Raw genomic sequence first — 18,993 nt, 5'->3', positions numbered from 1 at the left:
TTTCGGTTCATCCCGGGTCGTTTTGTTTCAAGTTACCGGAGTATCCCATGCTCGACGCCAATCTGACCCAGCAGCTCAAGACCTATCTGGTCAACATCAAGCAGCCGATCGAGCTGGTCGCCAGCCTGGGCGACGATGCCAAGTCGGGCGAGCTCGAGCGGCTGCTCAACGACATCGCGGCGCTCTCGGACGACATCAGCGTCGTCCGCAAGGACGATGCGCGCAAGCCCAGCTTCATGATTCGCCGCGCCGGCACCGATATCGGCGTGCGCTTCGCGGGTCTGCCGATGGGGCATGAATTCACCTCGCTGGTCCTCGCCTTGCTTCAGGTCGGCGGGCATCCGTCGCGCGCGGCGCAGGAGCTGATCGATCAGGTCAAGGATCTCGACGGCGACTTCGCGTTCGAAACCTATTTCTCGCTGTCGTGCGCGAATTGCCCCGACGTGGTGCAGGCGCTCAATTTGATGGCGGTGCTCAATCCGCGGATCAAGCATGTCGCGATCGACGGCGCCTTGTTCCAGGACGAGGTCGAGCGCCGCAAGGTGATGGCGGTGCCGACGGTGTTCCTCAACGGCGAGCCGTTCGGCCAAGGCCGGATGGAGCTCGAGCAGATCGTCGCCAGGCTCGACACCGGCGCGGAGGCGCGCGCGGCCGACAAGATCAAGACCAAGGACGCATTCGACGTGCTGGTGATCGGCGGCGGACCGGCCGGTGCCGCGGCGGCGATCTATGCGGCGCGCAAGGGCATCCGCACCGGCATCGCCGCCGAGCGCTTCGGCGGGCAGGTGCTCGATACGATGGCGATCGAGAATTTCATCTCGGTGCCGCATACCGAGGGCCCCAAGCTCGCCGCGCATCTCGAGCAGCACGTCAAGGAGTATGACGTCGACGTGATGAACCTGCAGCGCGCCGAGAAATTGATCCCCGCTCGACAAGAGGGCGGGCTGCACGAAGTGCGGCTGGCCAATGGCGCGAGCCTGAAGGCGCGGACCTTGATCCTGTCGACCGGCGCGCGCTGGCGGCAGATGGGGGTTCCCGGCGAGGAGCAGTATCGCAACAAGGGCGTGGCGTACTGCCCGCATTGCGACGGGCCGCTCTACAAGGGCAAGCGCGTCGCGGTGATCGGCGGCGGCAATTCGGGGGTCGAAGCCGCGATCGACTTGGCGGGGATCGTCGCGCACGTCACGCTGATCGAATATGACAGCGACTTGCGCGCCGACGCAGTGCTCCAGCGCAAGCTGGCGACTCTGCCGAACGTCAAGGTGATCACCTCGGCACTGACCACCGAAGTTCAGGGCGACGGCGAGAAGGTGATCGGCCTGGTCTACAAGGACCGCAACCACGGCACCTCGCACGAAGTCCCGCTCGAAGGCATCTTCGTCCAGATCGGGCTGGTGCCGAATACCGAATGGCTCAAGGATGCCGTCGCGCTGAGCCCGCGCGGCGAGATCGAGATCGACGCGCGCGGCGAGACGTCGCAGCGGGGGATCTTCGCCGCGGGCGACGCGACGACGGTACCGTACAAGCAGATCGTCATCGCGATGGGCGCGGGGTCGACTGCGGCGCTCTCCGCGTTCGATTATCTGATCCGGCTGCCGGCCGAAGAACGGATCGAAGCCGCGGCCTGACCCTTATTGTCACCCCGGCGCAGGCCGGGGCCCAGAGCCCAAAGCCGCGTCGCCCGTGGCTCTGGGTCCCGGCCTTCGCCGGGATGACGTAAGAGAAGAAGTCACTTATATACGCCAATTCAATCGATAGAGGCGATCAGTGGCCGCGACTTACCTCCCGACGCTCAAGCAGCTTCAGTACCTCGTCGCGTTGCACGATTCCGGCCATTTCGGCCGCGCGGCGGAGGCGAGCTTCGTCACCCAGTCGACGCTCTCCGCCGGTATTCGCGAGCTCGAGACGCTGATCGGCGTGGTGCTGGTGGAGCGCACGCGGCGGGTGGTGCGGTTCACGCCCTTGGGCGAGCGGATCGTCGAGAAGGCGCGGCGCGTGCTGCGCGAGGCCGACGAGCTTGGCGATCTCGCGCGGGTCGCCGGGCGGCCACTGTCGGGCGAGATGCGGATGAGCGTGATCCCGACGATCGCGCCGTTCCTGCTGCCGCGCATCCTGCCGCGGCTGCGCCGCGAATATCCCGACCTCAAGCTGTTCCTGCGCGAGGAGACCAGCGGCCAGGCCTGCGAGCAGCTCCACCACGGGCGCACCGATTGCGTGCTGCTCGCGCTTCCCTTCGGCTGCGGCGAAGTCGAGGCGGCGCGGCTGTTCGACGATCGGCTGTTCGTCGCGTTTCCAGAAGGCGAGATGGACCCGACCCCGACGATCCGCCCTGCCGACATCGATGCCAACCGGCTGCTGATGCTCGAGGACGGGCATTGCCTGAAGGACCATGCGCTGGCCGCGTGCAACCGCCCAGAGCTCCGTGCCGAGGCGACGATGCTTGGGACGTCGCTGCATACGATGGTGCAGATGGTCGATAACGGGCTGGGCGTGACGATGCTGCCGCAGATGGCGATCGACGCGGGGATCCTCGAACACACGCGGGTGACCGCGCGGCCGCTGGAGGCGGAGAATGCGTCGCGGCAGATTGCCCTGGTGTGGCGCAAGGCGAGCCCGCGGGAGCGCGACTTCCGGTTGCTGGCGGAGGTTCTGGCGCAGACGCGATAGCCCCCTTTCGTCATCCCGGCGAAGGCCGGGACCCAGGGCCAAGCAGAACCGGCCGGTATCAGAAACCCTGGGCCCCGGCCTTCGCCGGGGTGACAGTTGGGGGTGCTTAGAGCCAGCGCCCCGCAGCATCCCCGTCGCTAGCGCGCGCCTCGACCCAGCGGGCCCCCTCCCCGATTTGCTCGCGCTTCCAGAACGGCGCGTCGGTCTTGAGCCGGTCGATCAGATAGGCGCAGGCGTCGAGCGCCTCGCGGCGGTGGTGGGCGGCGGCGCCGACGAAAACGATCCGCTCGCCCGGCGTCATTATCCCGACCCGGTGGACGATCGTCACGCCGAGCAGCTCCCAGCGCGACGTCGCCGCCTCGGCGAGGTCGATAAGCACTGCCTCGGTCATGCCCGGATAATGTTCGAGCTCGAGCGCGGTGACGCCGTCGTCGCCGCGGACCAGGCCGGTGAAGGTGGCGACGCCGCCTGCCCCGCGCTCCTCGAGCGCCGCGACTTCGACCGACAGCTCGATCGGCGCGGAATCGACCGAGACGCGGATCATCCGCCGGTCACCGGGGGGAAGAGCGCGACTTCGCGGGCATTGCCGAGCGGCGCATCGAGCGGCACGAAGCGCTGATCGATCGCGGCGCGCAGCCGCTCCGGCTCGCGCATCGCCTCGGCATGGCCGGGGCTCAAGGTAGCGAGCCAGCCGATCAGATCGGCGATGTTGACGACTGCCTCGGGGGGATCGAGCCGCTCCTGTCCCGTCCCGATGCGCTCGCGCACCCAGGCGAAATAGAGCAGGTCCATCACGTATCCATGTGCTTGAGGCCGACGCGCAGATAGTCCCAGCCGGTGATCGCGGTGAGCACCGCGGCGCTCCACAACGTCACCAGCCCGACCAGCGCCACCCACGGATATTGCGGCAGCGCCTGGCCGAGGATCAACGCGCCGAACGCGACGAGCTGGAACGTCGTCTTCCATTTGGCGAGCTGCGACACCGGCATCGACACCTGAAGCTGGGCGAGGAATTCGCGCAGCCCCGAGACGGTGATTTCGCGCAGCAGGATGATCAACGCCGCGATCAAATGGAAATCGCTGATCACGCCCTTGCCGACCAGCATCAGGATCACCGCGGCGATCATGATCTTGTCGGCGATCGGATCGAGGAACACGCCGAGCTTGGAGACGGTGCCCTGCGCGCGGGCGAGATAGCCGTCGAAATAATCGGTGATGCCCATCAGGCAGTAGATCGCGAAGGCGATGGCGTATCCCGTCCGCCATTCGGGCCACCACAGGAACGCCGCGAGCAGCGGCACCGTGACGATCCGCGACAGCGTCAGGATGTTGGGAAGAGTCAGCATCGCGGCTGTCCTAGCATTGGTCGCACGGCTGCCGAAACCATCTTCGTCATGGGGGTGCGACGCATATGGCGGTTGATACGTTCCCTGACCCTCGGCTATGCGGACCCGTCATTTGGCGGGGCTCGCTCCTCGCGCTTCAAGGACATGGGTTCGATATGATCGGTGCGCTCGGGTTGATCAAGGAGCGCCGCTTCCTGCCGCTGTTCGTCACCCAGTTCCTGGGGGCGTTCAACGACAACCTCTTCAAGAATGCGATGATCTTTTTCGCGACCTACCAGATCTTCAACTCGGTCGAGGAGGAGACGCGGTTCAGCGCCGTCGCCACCGGCATCTTCATCCTGCCCTTCTTCCTCTTCTCCGCGCTCGCCGGCCAGCTCGCCGACAGCTACGACAAAGCGAAGATCATGCGGATCATCAAGGCCGCGGAAGTGCTGATCATGCTGGTCGGCGCGCTGGGCATCTTCATCAAGAGCCTGCCGCTGATGCTGGTCGCGCTCGTCGGCATGGGGATCCACTCGACCTTTTTCGGGCCGATCAAATATGCCGTGCTGCCCCAGCATCTCAACGACGACGAAGTGCTGGGCGGCACCGGGCTGGTCGAGGCGGGGACCTATATCGCGATCTTGTGCGGGACGATCGCGGGAGGACTGATCAGCCCGACCTTCGCGGCGTTCGCAGTGATCGGCGTCGCGATGATCGGCTGGCTGGCCTCGCTGCAGATCCCGCCGGCGCCGCCGCTGACCAAGCTCAAGATCGACTATAACATCTTTCGCGCATCGGCCCGGCTGATCGGCGCGACGATGCACATTCCGCGGCTGTATCTCGCGATCGTCGCAATCAGCGTGTTCTGGACGATCGCCGCGATCCTTGGCGTGCTGTTCCCGCCGCTGGTCAAGAACGTGTTCCATGCGCAGAAGGACGTGGCGAGCGTGTTCCTCGCGATCTTCTCGGTGGGCATCGCGATCGGATCGATCATCATCAATCGGCTGCTCAAGGGGCATGTCTCGGCGAAATATGCCCCCGCCTCGGTGTTGGCGATGTCGGTATTCGTGGTCGACTTCTTCTTCGCCGCGACCTTCTTTCCGGTGAGCGACGGGCCGTTGCTCAAGACCGCGAACTTCCTCGCTCTGCCCGATGCGTGGCGCGTGCTGTTCGATCTCGCGATGATCGCGATCACCGGAGGCATGTTCGTCGTGCCGCTTTATGCCTTCCTGACCACCACGGTGGACAAATCGCAGACCTCGCGCACCGTCGCGGCGAACAACATCGTCAATTCGGGGGCGATGGTGATCGGATCGGTCGGCGTGCTGGGGCTGACGCATGTCCCCGGGGTGGATGTCGTCCACGCGATCTGGGTGGTGTTCCTGCTGTGCCTAGCCTCGGCGTATTGCGCGTGGCGATTGTACAAGGCCGAGGACCTGCCCCACGGGCTCGATCCGATTCCCTGATTCTTTCCTCCCTCGCGCAGCGGGGGAGGTGGCACGCGAAGCGTGACGGAGGGGGCTTGGCCGCGCGGACATCGCTTGCGGCTACGCCCCCTCCACCACCGCCTTTGGCGGTGGTCCCCCTCCCCCGCTCCTGCGGAGCGAGGGAGGAATTTTCAGGCGATGAACGTCGAAAAGCAGACGAAGAACGCAGCGAAGCTCAGTGCGAACAGCTTCCAGTCGCTGTCGTCGCTGATCTTGCGCTCGATCGCCACTATGCGGCGCATCTGCACGCGGAACGGATGGCGGCGGGCATGGCCCTCGGCGACGAGACGAGTCTGCATGGCCAGGAGTTAACGACTTGTTTACTTTTATTGCCAGCGCCGAAGAAGGTTAACGCGCGTCTTTTCGCGGGACAGTCCGCCCGGCGAATTTCCTCGGCTCGGGTGGTTAACGCGGTGCCGGGCCGGTGGTCGCGCGCACCATGAGCTTGTGCTCGAGCATGACCTGCGGCTCGGCATCGGGCGCGAGCATCAGATTGGCGGCGGCGTAAGCGAGCTCGCGCACCGGCTGGCGCATCGTCGTGAGCGGCGGCCACACCGCCTTGGCCAGGTCCGAATCATCAAAGCCGACGATCGACAGCTGGCCGGGCACGTCGACATCGCTCTCGTGCGCCACTGCCAGCACGCCGGCCGCCATATCGTCATTGCCGGCGAAGATCGCGGTCGGACGCGGCTGGCGTTCGAGCAGCTTCCGCGCCGCATCGCCGCCCGACGTGAAGCTGTTCTCGCCCGCCGCGACGAGATCCTCGTCGAACGCGATGCCGTGCGCTTCGAGCGCCTCGCGATAGCCCTGCAGGCGCTCCCAGGTCGAGACGTGACTCTCGAGGCCGCGGATGAATCCGATCGAGCGATGGCCGAGCTCGATCAGATGCTCGGTGACTTCGCGCGCCGCGGCGACATCGTCGATTGTCGCGGCCATGCCGGCTTCCTTGCGCGCGCCGGGCGCAATGCGGACATAAGGCAGGCCGCGGCGATCGAGCTCGTCGAGCAATCCAATCATTTCGGTGACCGGCGGGGAGAGGATCACGCCGTCGAGATGCGCCTCGTCGATTAGCGCCATGACATTCGAGACCAGATCGGGCGACTGGCTGTCGACCGGCTGGAGCAGCAGCCGATAGCCGAGCTCGCTGCAGCGCTTCTGCGCGCCGATCTGGATGTGATAGACATAATAGGGACTGGGATTGTCGTAGAGCAAAGCCACCTGGAACGAGCGCCGCCCGGCGAGCGTGCGCGCGGCATGGCTGGGGCGGAAGTTCAATCGCGCGACGACTTCCTCGACGCGGCGGCGGGTCTCTTCGCTGACATGCTTTTCGTTGTTGAGGACGCGGCTGACCGTCTTGAACGACACGCCCGCGATCTTCGAGACTTCCTTGATCGTCGGACGGCTGGACATGGCGGACCCCCGGCCGAAAGCGGCCCGGCACCCGGCATATTTGACAGCGCTGCCATCGTGCAAGCCAAGATATATGCTGCAGGTGCGTCGCTATCGCTTCAGACCGGGCCGCCCGCCCCGCTTAGGGTCGCGAGCCCGACGATCGCCAGCCCGGCCGCCAATATCGCACCCACGCGCGCCAGCCGCGGCGCGAAGGTGAGGCTCAGCAGCACGATTCCGGCAGCAAGCGGCGCGAGGCCGAACCAGGCGACCAGGGCCCGCGGCCAGTCCGGCGCCGACAGCGCCGCCGCGAGCGAGAGCAGGACCAGGGTCCAGCCGACGAGCGGCAGGCGGGGAATCCGCTGGCGCACATGCCAAGGCCCTAGCAACGCAGGCGCGTGGCGCGGCATCGCTGCCGCCAAGGCAAACAGGCCGAGATAGAGCAGCCCCGCTGCGATCATGCGGCCGCCCTTGCCGCGCGGCGCGAGACGGGGACGGAAGAGCGCCGCAGCTGCTGCCATACCAGCGCCGCGAAGGCCGCGGCGAACCCGAGCAGCATCAGATTGCCGATGCGCAAGGCCGCGTCGCCCTGCCCCAGCGGCACGAGCCAGGGCGCGATCGCGCAGCTCGCCGCGACCAATCCGAGCAACAATGGCCAGGCGACCCTGGGCGGCAGCGCCGCGCCGACCGCCAATGCGGCCGCGGCGGTCCACAAGGCGACCGACACTTCCGCCTCCGCTCGACCCGATACGCCCAGCGGCAGCAGGCGGTTGGCGAGCAGGAAGGCGACGCAGCCGAGCGGCACGCCGGCGAGCACGCCGACATTGAGGCGCTCGAGGATCCTGTTGGCCAGCGAGAGCGGCGCGCGCTCGCGGCGCTTGACGATCCACAGGACCAATCCGGTGGCGATCGCCAGCGTCAGCATCGCGCCGCCGAGGAAATAGAGCCAGCGCGTCAGCCATGGCGCGAAGCGGGCGATGTGCAGGCCGTAGAGCACATTGTAGGTCTGGATCGCGGGCCGCGTCTCGGACCACTCGGCCAGCACTCGCCCGGTCGCGCCGTCGAAGCTGATCTCGGCGGGGGTATAGCCGATCTGGCCCGAATCGGCGCGGAACGCCGTCACCACCGCAGCCTTGTCGCCGGGATTGAGCACATAGACGCGCCCGATCGCGCCGCCGACGCGGCGCTGCGCCTCGTTCAGCATCGGCGCGAGCGGGGCGAGTGGCGCCTTGGTTCCGGTAGCGGCGCGCTCGGCGATGCCGGGGACCTGTTCGCGGTACAGCGCCGCCACGTCTTCGCCATAGGCCGCGCTGATCGCCCAGGGCATGCTCAGCGAGGCGAGCGTGATCAGCCCGGTGAAGGTGATCATCAAATGGAAGGGCAGCGCCAGCACGCCGAGCGCATTGTGTCCGTCGAGCCACGAGCGCTGGCCCTTGCGCGGCCGGAAGGTGAAGAAGTCGCGGAAGATGCGGCGATGCGCGATGATCCCGGTGATCAGGGCGATCAGCATCACCGCGGCGGCGAGCGAGGCGAGCAGCCGGCCCCAGGGAAAGGGCAATTCGAGCTCGAAATGGAGGCGGTAGAAGAACTCGCCGCCGAATGTCTCGCGGGCGACCGGCGCGCCGGTCACCGGATCGAGCGCGCGGTAGAGAAAGGCGCCGCCGGTATCGTACGCCGCCTCGACGGTGCGCATCCGGCCATCGGGGGCGGCGAGGTACCAGCCAGTGGCGTCGGGGGCGTTGCGCGAAAGCCAATTGCCCGCAGCGGCGATCGCCTGGGCCGGATCGGCAATGGCGGTCGCCTCGGGACGCATCCAGCGGCCGATCTCGGGCTTGAACACGCTGAGCGTGCCGGCGAGGCACATCACGAACAGCACCCAGCCGAGCAATAGCCCGGTCCAGCCGTGCAGCCACGCCATCACTTGCCGCGCACCCTCGCGCACCGCGGTCATGCCGGCGATCCCGCCGCCCAGACGATCGCGGCGAGCGGCAGCGCCACCGCAAGCACGCCCGCGGCGGCGCGCCAGGGCCCGCGCGCGAGGAATGCCCAGATCGTGACCGCGGGCGCGACGACGAAGCCGAGCAACGTCGCCACGGTTACTGCCTCGACGCGCGGCATCGCCAGCGTGCGCGCCAGCGCGGTGGCAAGCAAGGCCGCGACTGCATAGGCCCCGACGGTGCCGATCACCGCGCGCGCGGCGACGTTGCCGCGATAGCGCCAGCCTTCCCGCCCGGATCGTGCGCCCCCCGCCACCGCCACGCTCAATATGCGATGCTTAGCGACAGCGTCGCGCTGCGGGGCGCCGCGTAATAGGCCTGTCCCCACATCAGGCTGGCCAGATATTTGTGATTGGTGACGTTGCGGACATTGGCGGTGGCGCGCACGCGATCGAACAGGCGGATCCCGGCCATCAGATCGACCACTGCATAACCCTTTTGCTTGAGCACGACATCGTTGCCACCCACATCCTGAACGCCGGTGTCGACGTAGTGGATGTCGTTCTGCCAGCGCAACTGCGCGCCGAGCTTGAGGTCGTTGAGCCGCGGCTCGACCCAGGTCGTGGCGAGCTTGAGGGTCTTGCGCGGGATCCAGATGCGGGTGCGCTCGCCGGCCTCGTCTTCGACCTCGAACCCGGTATAGCCGCCGCTCAGGCTCCAATTGTCGGTGATCCGGCCGGCGACTTCGAGCTCGAAGCCCTTCGAGCTGGTGTCGACGCCTTCATAGAAGCTGTTGCCGACCTTGCCCGGACCATCGGGATCGGTGAACACCCCGGAGAACAGCGCCAGCCCCTTCTGCTTGGCACGGAACAAGGAGGCAGTGGCGTAGAGCCGCCCGTCGAACCAGGTGCTCTTGATCCCGCCCTCCAGGCTGCTGCCCTGCGCGGGATCGAGCTTGCGGTTGTCGGAATCGACTTCGACCTGCGGATTGAAGATGTCGGTATAGCTCGCATATAGCGTGACGTTCTTGGTGAGATCGAAGAGCAGCCCGAGATAGGGGCTGACCTTGTTGTTCTTGCGCGACTGGTCGGTGTCGTAGGAATAGCCGGTCGACTTGATCCACATCGCGCTGGCGCCCACGACCGCCTTGAGATTGTCGGCGAAGTTGAGATGGGCGGCGCCGTAAACCCGCGTGAGACGATCGCTATAGTCTGCGGCGAGATATTCGTTTCCGTAGCTCGGCTCAGGGATCAGGCCCTTGCCCCAGTCTTCCACCGGCGGATAGACGATCGCGTCGTTGGAGAAATCCTCATATTCGAGCGCATCCGAGCGCGCAGTCGACACGCCGAAGGCGAGCTGATGCTCGCGCCCGAACAGCTTGACCGGCCCCGACGCATAGAAATCACCGAGATACTGGTCGTAGATCGAGGGATAGATGCCGGAAGACCCCTCGACGCCGAGGCCGGTCGCCTTGTCCGGATAGCCGAAGGCGTAGAGTAGCTTCGCATTTTCTTCGAAGCGCTTGTAGGTGAAGACGCCCTTCACCGACCAGCCGCCGCCCAGTTGATAGCCGATCTCGGCAAAGGCGCTCTGGTCATTGACGTTCCAATAGGTCCAGTCGGCCGAAGTGGAGGCGGAAACCGGCAAGCCGATGCGCGTGCCGTCCGAATAGGTGAGCGGAAGCGCCCCCCACATCACGCCGTCGGCATCATTGTCCTGCTGGCTGTAGCCTGCCGTGAGCTTGAGCTGCGGAGTCACGTCCCAGCTGATGACCGCGCCGAAGACGTCGCGGTTGACGTGGTTGTAGTCGAGATGCGTATCGCGCTCCTCATGCGCATAGGTCAGCCGTGCCGCGACCGTGTCGCCGAGCGGGATCGACACATCGGCCTCGCCCCGCCACTTGCCCCACGATCCGGCTTGCACGGTAGCATCCGCCTGAAACCCGTCGACCGGGCGCTTGCGGACATAGTTGATCGTCGCCGAGGGATTGCCGATGCCGGTCATGATCGCATTGGCGCCGCGCACGGTCTCGACCCGGTCGAACAAGGCAGTGTCGAGCTCGCCGAACTGGATCCCCCAGAAGAGCGGCAGGCCGATCCCATCGACCTGGAAGTTCGACACGTCGAAGCCGCGCGAATTGAAATAAGTGCGGTCGGTCTCGACGCGCTCGACATTGATGCCCACCGTCTGGTCGAGCAGGTCGTTGATGTTGGTCAGCGCGAAATCCTCGATCCGCTGGCGATCGATGATGGTGACCGACTGCGGCGTCTCCCTGGGCGTGAGCGCCAGGCCCGTCGCCGAGCTGGATTGCCGTTCGATCGTGCCGGTCACCACGATTTCGCCCTTGGCCTGGTCCTGCTCGTCGGACGCCGCCGGATCGGGATTGGCCACTGCAGCGAGGGTAGAAGCTGGTGCGACGGCAAGCAGCGTGCTCGCCAGCAGGAGTTGGCGCGGCGCCAGCTTCATTTGATTTCCCCTTGGACCGGATGGTGGGGGCGCCATAAAAGCGACTGTAATGCGAGTCAATCGCAATAGCATTAACGCGCCGCAGCGAGCCATGCTGCCGTCATGCCCGGCACCTCCCCGCGTTCAGAAGCATTCTTCAAAGGGCAGAGTCGCCTTCTAAACTGCTGGATTTATTGCGTGGCGAGTTTGACCAAACGTCTCGAGCAGATCAGCTGAATGGGGGTTAAGTTCCGGAACTGGGAATTTGTGTGGTTCAGAACAGTCACGATAAAAGTGAAAAAAGCCAACGCATGTAGTCGACAGACCGCGATGTTTCTCTATGGTGCCGCCGCGACGCAGAGAATTGCAGTCGCAAACAATGATAAGGAGTCGCCCATGTCGGAAGAAAACACCCTCAACGCAGTCGAACTAGCGACCGAGTTGACGATCGCGTGGCTGGGAAACCAGAACAATCGCGTGTCGGGAGAGGACGTGCCGACCTTCCTGCGGGCGATGCACGCCACGGTAACTGAGCTTGCCGGCGGCGCAGCCGCGAGCGAGACGGAAGATGCCAGCGCCGGGCAGGAGTTTTCGCCGGCGGTATCGGTGCGCAAATCGCTCGCATCGAAGGATCACATCCTCTCGATGATAGACGGCAAGCCGTATCGCACGCTGCGCCGCCATCTCTCGACGCACGGCATGACCCCCGAGGACTATCGTCGGCGGTACAACCTCAAGCCCGATTATCCGATGGTCGCCGAGAGCTATTCGGAACAGCGCCGCGCGATGGCGAAGAAGATCGGCCTCGGCGCGAAGGGTCGCGCTGCCCGTTCGCAGACTGCACCGGCAACGGCTGCGCCGCGCGGCCGCGCCAAAACCGCCTGAACGACCAAGGTGCCGCGCGGTCGATCGCGCGGCACCAACCGTCGCTCCGTGATTATCGCAGCGCGTCGTGGCGGCGTGACGGACGCGCTTCGCGCGCGCGCCTGACCCGCAAACCGATGAACAGCACCGTTGGCCAAAACACCGTGTTGAGCACGTCACTCAACGTGTCGGGCATGACGCGACCATGTCCGAAATAATCCATGATCTCGTTACCAAGCTCGGCCGCGTACACGGCGAGCAGCGGCCAGGGCGTTGCAAGCGACCGACCGGTGAGCAGCCGCACGACCAGCAGCACCGCCATACCGGCATGAATGTGAAGGACGGTGTCCGGCGCCCCCGTACCGTCACCGATCCAGAGGATGAGGCGCCCGTAAAGATCTGCGGGATTCACAGACGATTGCTCTCGGGAACGGGCATGCGTGGTCCGGTTGCCAGTTTGATCATCATGCACTGCGCCTAGCCGCACGCCGCTTCGGCGGCAACGTGGGGGAACAGGCTGGCCTGCATCGGGCGCTTCGCTCGCCGGCGCCCCGCTCGACAGCCGGATCAGGCCTCGAGCGCTTCGACATTGGCGAGGACGCGCCGCAGCAGTGAAATGAGGGCATCCACCTCGTCCCGAGACAACCCCTTGGTCATGTCGGCATTGCCCTGGCGCAGTACGGCACGCCCGGCCGGAAGCCGCTCGAGCGCGATCTCGGTCAGCGAGACCAGGCTTGAGCGCCGGTCCTCCGGATCGGGCTCCCGCCGGATCAGGCCATCGCGTTCCATCCGCGAGAGCATCTGTGCCATGGTGGGCTGCTCGACCTTGGCCCAGCGCGCGAGTTCGCTCTGCGACAGCCGTGCGCCGTCCTTCAGCGCAGCCAGCACCGGAAGCTGCGCGGTGGCGAAGCCCAATTCCCGTAGCCGCCCGTCGCCGACCCGAGTCAGGCCGCGCGAAATGCGGCTGAAATAATGGCCCGGATGGCGCAGCGGATCCCAATCGTCTTCGCCCATTGCATAGGGTCCTATATTGTTTTATATAGGACCCTATGTATCGGAGGGGTGATGAAATGACAATGGAACGCGTCGCTATCGTCGGAGGCGGTCCCGGTGGACTCATGCTGGCCCGGCTGCTGCAATTGCGTGGCTGCTTGCCGACGGTGTTCGAGCGCGATGCACATGCCGGCGAGCGACCGCAGGGCGGATCGCTCGACCTGCACGGCGAAACCGGTCAGCGCGCGATAAGGCTGGCGGGCCTGGCGGCGGAATTCGCCGCCGCCGCGCGGCCTGAGGACCAGGGCGACCGACTATATGATGTCGACGGAAGCCTGCTCTACGATCGCGATGGCCAGGGCGACGACCGCCCCGAGATAGACCGTACCGCGCTTCGCCAGATCCTGCTCGAGTCGCTCGCGCCCGGGACGGTGCGCTGGGGCAGCCTGGTGCGCGAGATAGCGCCTGATGCCGAAGGGTGGACGGTGGCCGGCGACGGCTTTCGCGCGCGGTTCGACAGGGTGGTCGGCGCCGATGGCGGATGGTCGCGCGTCCGGCCGCTGCTCAGCACCGCGGTTCCGGAATATGAGGGCGTGACTTTGGTCGAACTCGGCTTCGACACCGAACGCCACCCCGCCGTGGACGCGCTGACCGGAAGCGGGAAGATGTTCGCGGTGGGCGACAATCGCGCGCTGATCACCCAGAGGAACGGGCATGGCCATATCCGCGGATATGCCGGGGTCCGCATATCGGAAGCCCTGGCGCAGGACTGGCGCAAGCTGCCACCCGCGCAAGTCCGCGCCGCGCTGCGACAGGCCTTTGCAGGCTGGGCACCCTCGCTGACCCAGGTCATCGACAGCGGCGAAATCATCGCGGTCCGCGCCCTCCACGCGCTGCCGATCGGCCATCGCTGGGACAGCCGGCCCGGACTGACCCTGCTCGGCGATGCTGCGCATCTGATGTCGCCCTTTTCGGGCGAAGGGGTGAACCTTGCGCTCGCCGACGCAGTCGACCTGGCGGACGCATTGGGTTCGGGTGGCTGGCCGGCCGTCAGCGAATTCGAAAGCGTGATGGCGGCACGCGGGGAAACCGCCGCCGAAGGCGCCGCGCAGGGGCTGGCGGGCGCGTTTTCGTCGAAAGGCGCAGCGCCTGTGCTGGAGCATTATCTGGAGCGGACACTCGATCCGGGGGCCTGAGTCGAACGGATCCTGTAATTCGACGCCGACTGGTTGAACTCGAAGATTCGACATCCATATACCATCCACACGGATGGTAAGGATCGCAATGCCGCAGGCGCATGACATCAAGCCCCGGGGCGACAGCGAGAAGATCACCATCAATCTCGGCTATGTCGATCTCGGCCATGTCGACCTGCTGGTTCGGGACGGCTTTTACTCGAACCGGACCGACTTCATTCGCACCGCGATCCGCAACCAGCTCGACCGCCACCGCGAGGCGGCCGAGAAAGCGGTGGTCCGCAGGCGGCTGGAACTGGGGATCAGCCACTTCTCGCGTGCGCAGCTGGAAGCCGCCCGCGACGCCGGCGAGACCCTGGACATCCGCGTCCTCGGGCTCGCGACGATCGCCGCGGACGTTTCGCCCGAGCTGGCGCACTCGGCAATTTCATCGCTTCACGTTCTGGGTGCGCTGCATGCGAGTTCCGCGGTCAAGGCCGCGCTCGCCGACCGCACCGTTTGAACATCATCAGGGACAATCAGATGGCATTCCAGGCTTCGATGGCGGAGGCGCTTCGGCTGACTCGCTCGGGCAATTTGATGGAAGCGGCCGCCCTGCTTCGGTCGACGCTCAACCCCGGCGCGCCGCGGGCCGCGCCCGTGCGCGCGCCGCAAAACGATCCGATCGATCTCGTGGCCGAGCGCGTGCCCGAGGCCGCGCGGTTCGAAGAGCAGCTTTATAAGGGAAGCGAGGGTGCGATTGGCTATTGGCTGTACCGGCCGGCGCAGGCCAGTGCCGGCATGCCGTTGATCGTCATGCTGCACGGCTGCACCCAATCGCCCGAGGATTTCGCGCGCGGCACCGGGATGAACCGCCTTGCCGACGAACTCGGCTTCCTGGTCGCCTATCCGCAGCAATCCTCTACCGCCAATGCGCAGAAATGCTGGAATTGGTTCAAGCCGGGCGACCAGCAACGCGACAAGGGCGAGCCGGCGCTCCTGGCGGCGATCACGCGCGAAGTGATCGCCCGGCACGGCGTCGACGCGGACAGAGTCTATATCGCCGGGCTTTCCGCCGGCGGCGCCGCGGCGGCGATCATGGCGTCGGAATATCCCGATCTCTACGCCGCCGTCGGCGTCCATTCCGGCCTCGCCTGCGGCGCGGCGCGCGATCTTCCGAGCGCGCTTTCCGCGATGAAGCGCGGTGGCGGCAAGGCGGCGACGGCGCGCGGCGCCAAGCGCTTCGTGCCGGTCATCACCTTCCATGGCGACCGCGACACGACCGTGCATGAAGTGAACAGCCGGGAAATCGTCGCCGCCGCCACTGCCGCGGCCGGGGTGCCGCTTACCGTCGGGGTCGACGAAGGCAGCAGCGCGGGACGGTCATACCGCCGGGAAGCGAGCGCGGATCCGCAAGGCAGGGTGCTGATCGAACGATGGACGATCGCCGGTTCCGGGCATGCCTGGTCGGGCGGCGACCGCTCCGGCTCCTATGCCGATCCGAACGGCCCGGACGCGTCGCACGAGATGGTGCGCTTCTTCCTGGAGCGGAAGCGCGCCTGACGGCTGGGACGGACGCATTGTCGATTGCGGACCGGACCACCATATAAGCACTGCTATCGGCGCCTGCGACGGACATTGAGGCGCGCGCGCCGATATCTCCTTTCGGTTCCTGGCTCCGTCCGCATGTCGCGCGCGGAACGCTGATCCCGGCGGCGGATGCCCTACGGGATCAGTGCCAATCGATGAGGAGCCACACATTGAACAAGCAATTTCGGAAACGCTTCGACAGCCCGCGCCTTTCGGCCGAGGAAGCCGCGCGCCAGGGCCGTGCGGCGCAACTTGCCTGGGAAAAAATGCCCGAGCCGGGCGCCGCGGTCGCGTTTCTCAATACCCATGACGAAGGATTGGGCGGCCGGCCGATCGACCTCGCCGTCGCGAGCGACGCGGGGTTGCGCGCAGTGGAGGAGGCGATCGCCGCGCGCGATGCCTGATGATGCCGTGCTGACGATTTGGCTGGAGAGACGATGAAATTACCGCCAGCGCGCATGGCAGCCGCCTGGGCAACCGTCGCAGCAGTCCAGCTCGGCGATCCGATGCGGCTGGTCGGGGTGCATCCGCTGGTGACGGTCGCTTTGTTCGGCTGGTTGCTCGGCATCATCCTGTGGGCCGCGTTCGGCGTGGTGCACGAAGCCGAAGAAGTGGCCGAGCGCCTCGGCGAGCCCCTTGGCACCTTGGTCCTCACGCTCTCTATCGTCATCATCGAAGTGGCGTTGATCGGTGCGGTCATGCTGGGCGACAAGCACGTGCCGACGCTCGGCCGCGACACGATGTTCGCGGTTCTGATGATCGTGCTCAACGGCGTGGTCGGGCTGTGCCTTCTGGTCGGCGGCTTGCGCTTCCACCAGCAGAGCTACAATCTGCAGGGCGCGACTGCCTATCTCGCCGTCATCATTCCGCTGAGCGTGATCGCGCTGGTGCTGCCCAACTTCACGACATCCAGCGCGGTCGGCACGCTGTCGCTGCTCCAGGCGGGCTTCTTCTCGGCGTTCACGATGGCGCTCTACGGCGGCTTCCTCTGGCTCCAGACCGGCAGGCACCGCGGCTTCTTCGTCGCGGTCGGCGGAAAGGCGAGCGACGACGTCGGAACGCCGCTGCCGCACCACGCCCGTGCAGCCGGCTCGACCGGCGCGCGGATCGCCATACTCGTGGCCAACATCCTGCCGATCGTGATCCTGTCGAAGGACCTCGCCAAGCTGCTCGATCACGGCATCGCCGTGCTGGGGGCGCCGACCGCGCTGGGCGGTATCGTCATCGCATTGATCGTGTTCACTCCGGAGGGGATTGCGGCGCTGAAGGCAGTGGCGGCCAATCAGCTGACGCGCGCGATCAACCTGTGCCTCGGCGCGGCGACCTCCACGCTGGGCCTGACGGTGCCGGCGGTGCTGTTCATCGGGATCGCGACGGGACAGCCCGTGGTGCTGGGCGTCTCCCCCGCCAACATGGTCCTGCTCGCGGTGACTCTGGTGCTCAACACGCTGACCTTCTCGGGCACGCGCACCACCATGCTGGAAGGCGCGGTCCATATGTCGCTGTTCTTCGTCTTCCTGGTGCTGGTGTTCAGCCCGTAGGCGCCGGCGCGCCCGTCAGAAGAATTCGGGAAAGAGGCGCTCGATCTCGGCCGGCAAGTCGCTTCGGCCGGCGAGCAGACCGTAATATTCGAGCAGCCGCTTCACCAGATCGGCCTTGTGCGGTCCTATCCCCGGGATCGTCTCGATCCGCGGAAGTGCAGGATCGGAAACCCGGTCCGCGAGATCGCCGAGCGTTCGATAGCCGGATTTGACCAGATTCTTGCGAAGCCCGGCCGGCAAACCGGACTGAGCGACCGGCAGGTCGCGGCTGGTCGCTCCCGGCATCGCAGACTTCAGGCGGGTACCGGCGGCCTTCTCACGACGCAGCGCCCGTCGGATATGGCTGAGCTGGGCAGAGCTGAGGCCGAGCTTCCTGCCGATCTCGCGATAGCCGGCCCCCGACGCGCGCAATCCGCGCGCCTCTTCCAGATTGAGCGCGGCCTGTTGCAACTTGCTCAACATCGGCGGTGTTCGTCCATTTCGTCAGTTCTGCTATTCGCGCCTTCGATACAGCCGCATCTTCCAATCGCCTTGCATAATGTGATCGCGCGGCATGTATTATGCCCATGGCGGGAGCGACGACTCCAGTCCGGGGGGAAGATCGGCAATGGGGAACATTCTGTCATGGTTGGCCGCACCAGTGTTCGCCGCGGCCGCCGCGAGTGCGTTGCCGCCGAAGGACAATGTGCGCTTGGAGCTGCCGATCCTGGTCAGCGAGGCCGCCGATGCCGTGCCCGAAGAAACCAGCACCGGCGCGATGTTCGGCGCACAGCAAGCGCGATACCGATCGGTCGCCACGATTGCGCACGACCTCAAGCTGGCGGATGGAACGCTGCTGCTGGCGGCCGGTACGCGCCTGTTCGAGCACCGCGCCGCCGGGGCGAGCTTCAAGGGGCCGGTCTATTGCCGGCTCGTCAAGCCGAAGAAGATGGCAGCGTTGCTCTGCCTTGCCGATCAAGACGGAAATGCGGGCTTCGACACGCTTTGGGAGGGCAACGCCGTGGTAGCACGCTCCGACCGTCTCGCTCCCGCGCTACCCTATCCGGACGCCAAGCGAGTCGCGCTGACGTTCGACCCGATCGGGTATCAAATCGGTCCGCCGGAAGCCGAGGAGGCCTTGCAGCTCGGCTTCTGCATCTCGGGATCGAACCCGCTGCTTGGGCAGCACCATTTCTATGAGGCGCTGGGCACCGCCGACGCGCCGATAGCGATCACGGGCACGCATCGCGCCGTGCGATTCTCGGGCGGCCCGGCGCGGATCGAGATCGCCGGCGCCGTTATCGAGGCGAGCAAGCTCGGCAAGAAGCGTTATTCGGTTCGCGTGATAAAGCCGCTGGAAGCCGGTGAGCATGTGCTGGTCGAGCAATATCAGATCGAGCAACGCATCCTCTTCATCCCCCGCGGCTGATGCGGAGCCGGGCTTGGCGGATCAAGCGGCCGGCGGGGGGAATGGTGGAGCCGAGGGGGATCGAACCCCTGACCTCTGCAATGCCATTGCAGCGCTCTCCCAGCTGAGCTACGGCCCCAAACCCCCGGGAAGGCAGGCCCATTAGAAGGGCTCTGCCGGTTTGGCAAGG

22 protein-coding genes and 1 tRNA gene are annotated in these 18,993 nt (G+C 66.1%); 10 read left to right on the top strand and 13 right to left on the bottom strand.

Features of this window, described 5'->3' with window-relative positions; translation table 11 throughout:
• Window positions 1–47: 47 nt before the first annotated feature.
• On the top strand, window positions 48–1,628 hold the full coding sequence (ahpF, locus tag E5A73_RS17980; RefSeq protein ID WP_135965223.1) for an alkyl hydroperoxide reductase subunit F: 1,581 nt from the start codon (window positions 48–50) through the stop codon (window positions 1,626–1,628).
• Between the two features lie 139 nt (window positions 1,629–1,767).
• Window positions 1,768–2,667 carry a hydrogen peroxide-inducible genes activator gene (locus tag E5A73_RS17975; RefSeq protein WP_135965222.1) on the top strand — a complete coding sequence of 300 codons (900 nt, stop codon included), beginning with the start codon at window positions 1,768–1,770 and terminating at the stop codon, window positions 2,665–2,667.
• Between the two features lie 106 nt (window positions 2,668–2,773).
• Here E5A73_RS17975 and E5A73_RS17970 read toward each other — a convergent pair whose 3' ends face one another.
• From E5A73_RS17970 to pgsA, 3 genes are read right to left on the bottom strand one after another with little or no spacing between them, the layout of a single operon-like run.
• The gene (locus E5A73_RS17970; RefSeq protein WP_135965221.1) at window positions 2,774–3,211 is read right to left on the bottom strand and encodes a molybdenum cofactor biosynthesis protein MoaE; all 438 of its coding nucleotides are present in this window, start codon (window positions 3,209–3,211) and stop codon (window positions 2,774–2,776) included.
• Window positions 3,208–3,459 (bottom strand): MoaD/ThiS family protein, encoded by a 252-nt coding sequence (locus E5A73_RS17965; RefSeq protein WP_135965220.1) that lies wholly within the window; start codon window positions 3,457–3,459, stop codon window positions 3,208–3,210. Before E5A73_RS17965 ends, E5A73_RS17970 begins: the two co-directional genes overlap by 4 nt.
• Entirely contained in the window at window positions 3,459–4,013 is a 555-nt protein-coding gene (gene pgsA, locus E5A73_RS17960; protein ID WP_135965219.1) for a CDP-diacylglycerol--glycerol-3-phosphate 3-phosphatidyltransferase, read from the bottom strand. Before pgsA ends, E5A73_RS17965 begins: the two co-directional genes overlap by 1 nt.
• Window positions 4,014–4,168: 155 nt before the next feature.
• Between pgsA and E5A73_RS17955 the strand changes: the two genes are divergently transcribed.
• On the top strand, window positions 4,169–5,461 hold the full coding sequence (locus E5A73_RS17955) for an MFS transporter (protein WP_135965218.1): 1,293 nt from the start codon (window positions 4,169–4,171) through the stop codon (window positions 5,459–5,461).
• Between the two features lie 152 nt (window positions 5,462–5,613).
• Here E5A73_RS17955 and E5A73_RS21485 read toward each other — a convergent pair whose 3' ends face one another.
• The 6 genes from E5A73_RS21485 to E5A73_RS17930 form a co-directional block, all read right to left on the bottom strand.
• On the bottom strand, window positions 5,614–5,781 hold the full coding sequence (locus E5A73_RS21485; protein WP_168355975.1) for a hypothetical protein: 168 nt from the start codon (window positions 5,779–5,781) through the stop codon (window positions 5,614–5,616).
• A gap of 106 nt (window positions 5,782–5,887) precedes the next feature.
• Window positions 5,888–6,892, bottom strand: coding sequence for a LacI family DNA-binding transcriptional regulator (locus E5A73_RS17950; protein WP_135965217.1), 1,005 nt, complete (start codon window positions 6,890–6,892; stop codon window positions 5,888–5,890).
• A 98-nt stretch (window positions 6,893–6,990) separates the two neighbouring features.
• Window positions 6,991–7,332, bottom strand: a complete 342-nt coding sequence (locus tag E5A73_RS17945; protein WP_135965216.1) for a DUF3325 domain-containing protein — start codon at window positions 7,330–7,332, stop codon at window positions 6,991–6,993.
• Window positions 7,329–8,822: a PepSY-associated TM helix domain-containing protein gene (locus E5A73_RS17940; RefSeq protein ID WP_240700248.1), complete on the bottom strand. Its 1,494-nt coding sequence runs from the start codon at window positions 8,820–8,822 to the stop codon at window positions 7,329–7,331. Before E5A73_RS17940 ends, E5A73_RS17945 begins: the two co-directional genes overlap by 4 nt.
• Entirely contained in the window at window positions 8,819–9,124 is a 306-nt protein-coding gene (locus tag E5A73_RS17935) for a ketohydroxyglutarate aldolase (protein WP_135965214.1), read from the bottom strand. The genes E5A73_RS17940 and E5A73_RS17935 overlap by 4 nt, the downstream gene beginning before the upstream one ends.
• Window positions 9,125–9,132: 8 nt before the next feature.
• Window positions 9,133–11,274, bottom strand: a complete 2,142-nt coding sequence (locus tag E5A73_RS17930; protein ID WP_135965213.1) for a TonB-dependent siderophore receptor — start codon at window positions 11,272–11,274, stop codon at window positions 9,133–9,135.
• 375 nt (window positions 11,275–11,649) lie between these two features.
• Between E5A73_RS17930 and E5A73_RS17925 the strand changes: the two genes are divergently transcribed.
• Complete coding sequence (locus E5A73_RS17925) at window positions 11,650–12,138, top strand: Ros/MucR family transcriptional regulator (protein WP_135965212.1); 489 nt, start codon at window positions 11,650–11,652, stop codon at window positions 12,136–12,138.
• 52 nt (window positions 12,139–12,190) lie between these two features.
• Here the strand turns inward: E5A73_RS17925 and E5A73_RS17920 are convergent, their stop codons facing one another.
• Together E5A73_RS17920 and E5A73_RS17915 are read right to left on the bottom strand one after the other, a co-directional pair.
• Entirely contained in the window at window positions 12,191–12,439 is a 249-nt protein-coding gene (locus E5A73_RS17920) for a hypothetical protein (RefSeq protein WP_240700247.1), read from the bottom strand.
• Window positions 12,440–12,684: 245 nt separating this feature from the next.
• Complete coding sequence (locus E5A73_RS17915; RefSeq protein ID WP_135965210.1) at window positions 12,685–13,131, bottom strand: MarR family winged helix-turn-helix transcriptional regulator; 447 nt, start codon at window positions 13,129–13,131, stop codon at window positions 12,685–12,687.
• Window positions 13,132–13,193: 62 nt separating this feature from the next.
• Here E5A73_RS17915 and E5A73_RS17910 point away from each other — a divergent pair, with 62 nt between their 5' ends.
• From E5A73_RS17910 to E5A73_RS17890, 5 genes are all read left to right on the top strand, one after another.
• Window positions 13,194–14,306: an FAD-dependent oxidoreductase gene (locus E5A73_RS17910; RefSeq protein ID WP_206366532.1), complete on the top strand. Its 1,113-nt coding sequence runs from the start codon at window positions 13,194–13,196 to the stop codon at window positions 14,304–14,306.
• An 88-nt stretch (window positions 14,307–14,394) separates the two neighbouring features.
• The gene (locus E5A73_RS17905; protein ID WP_135965208.1) at window positions 14,395–14,808 is read left to right on the top strand and encodes a CopG family transcriptional regulator; all 414 of its coding nucleotides are present in this window, start codon (window positions 14,395–14,397) and stop codon (window positions 14,806–14,808) included.
• A gap of 20 nt (window positions 14,809–14,828) precedes the next feature.
• Window positions 14,829–15,848, top strand: coding sequence for an extracellular catalytic domain type 1 short-chain-length polyhydroxyalkanoate depolymerase (locus E5A73_RS17900; RefSeq protein WP_135965207.1), 1,020 nt, complete (start codon window positions 14,829–14,831; stop codon window positions 15,846–15,848).
• 197 nt (window positions 15,849–16,045) lie between these two features.
• Window positions 16,046–16,279, top strand: a complete 234-nt coding sequence (locus E5A73_RS17895; RefSeq protein ID WP_168355974.1) for an antitoxin Xre/MbcA/ParS toxin-binding domain-containing protein — start codon at window positions 16,046–16,048, stop codon at window positions 16,277–16,279.
• A 33-nt stretch (window positions 16,280–16,312) separates the two neighbouring features.
• Window positions 16,313–17,416: a calcium:cation antiporter gene (locus E5A73_RS17890; RefSeq protein ID WP_135965205.1), complete on the top strand. Its 1,104-nt coding sequence runs from the start codon at window positions 16,313–16,315 to the stop codon at window positions 17,414–17,416.
• A 15-nt stretch (window positions 17,417–17,431) separates the two neighbouring features.
• On the opposite strand, the gene E5A73_RS17885 is transcribed toward E5A73_RS17890, so the two are convergent.
• Window positions 17,432–17,875, bottom strand: a complete 444-nt coding sequence (locus E5A73_RS17885) for a hypothetical protein (protein ID WP_206366531.1) — start codon at window positions 17,873–17,875, stop codon at window positions 17,432–17,434.
• Window positions 17,876–18,023: 148 nt separating this feature from the next.
• On the opposite strand from E5A73_RS17885, the gene E5A73_RS17880 reads away from it, so the two are divergent.
• Entirely contained in the window at window positions 18,024–18,824 is an 801-nt protein-coding gene (locus tag E5A73_RS17880) for a hypothetical protein (RefSeq protein WP_135965203.1), read from the top strand.
• A 42-nt stretch (window positions 18,825–18,866) separates the two neighbouring features.
• Here E5A73_RS17880 and E5A73_RS17875 read toward each other — a convergent pair.
• Window positions 18,867–18,942: transfer RNA gene (locus tag E5A73_RS17875), tRNA-Ala, on the bottom strand.
• Window positions 18,943–18,993 lie beyond the last annotated feature (51 nt).

It is taken from the genome of Sphingomonas gei (assembly GCF_004792685.1).
Classification (GTDB): Bacteria; Pseudomonadota; Alphaproteobacteria; order Sphingomonadales; family Sphingomonadaceae; genus Sphingomonas; species Sphingomonas gei.
The sequence above is the reverse complement of the archived record's forward strand: the minus strand, read 5'-3'. Positions and strand labels throughout refer to the sequence as shown.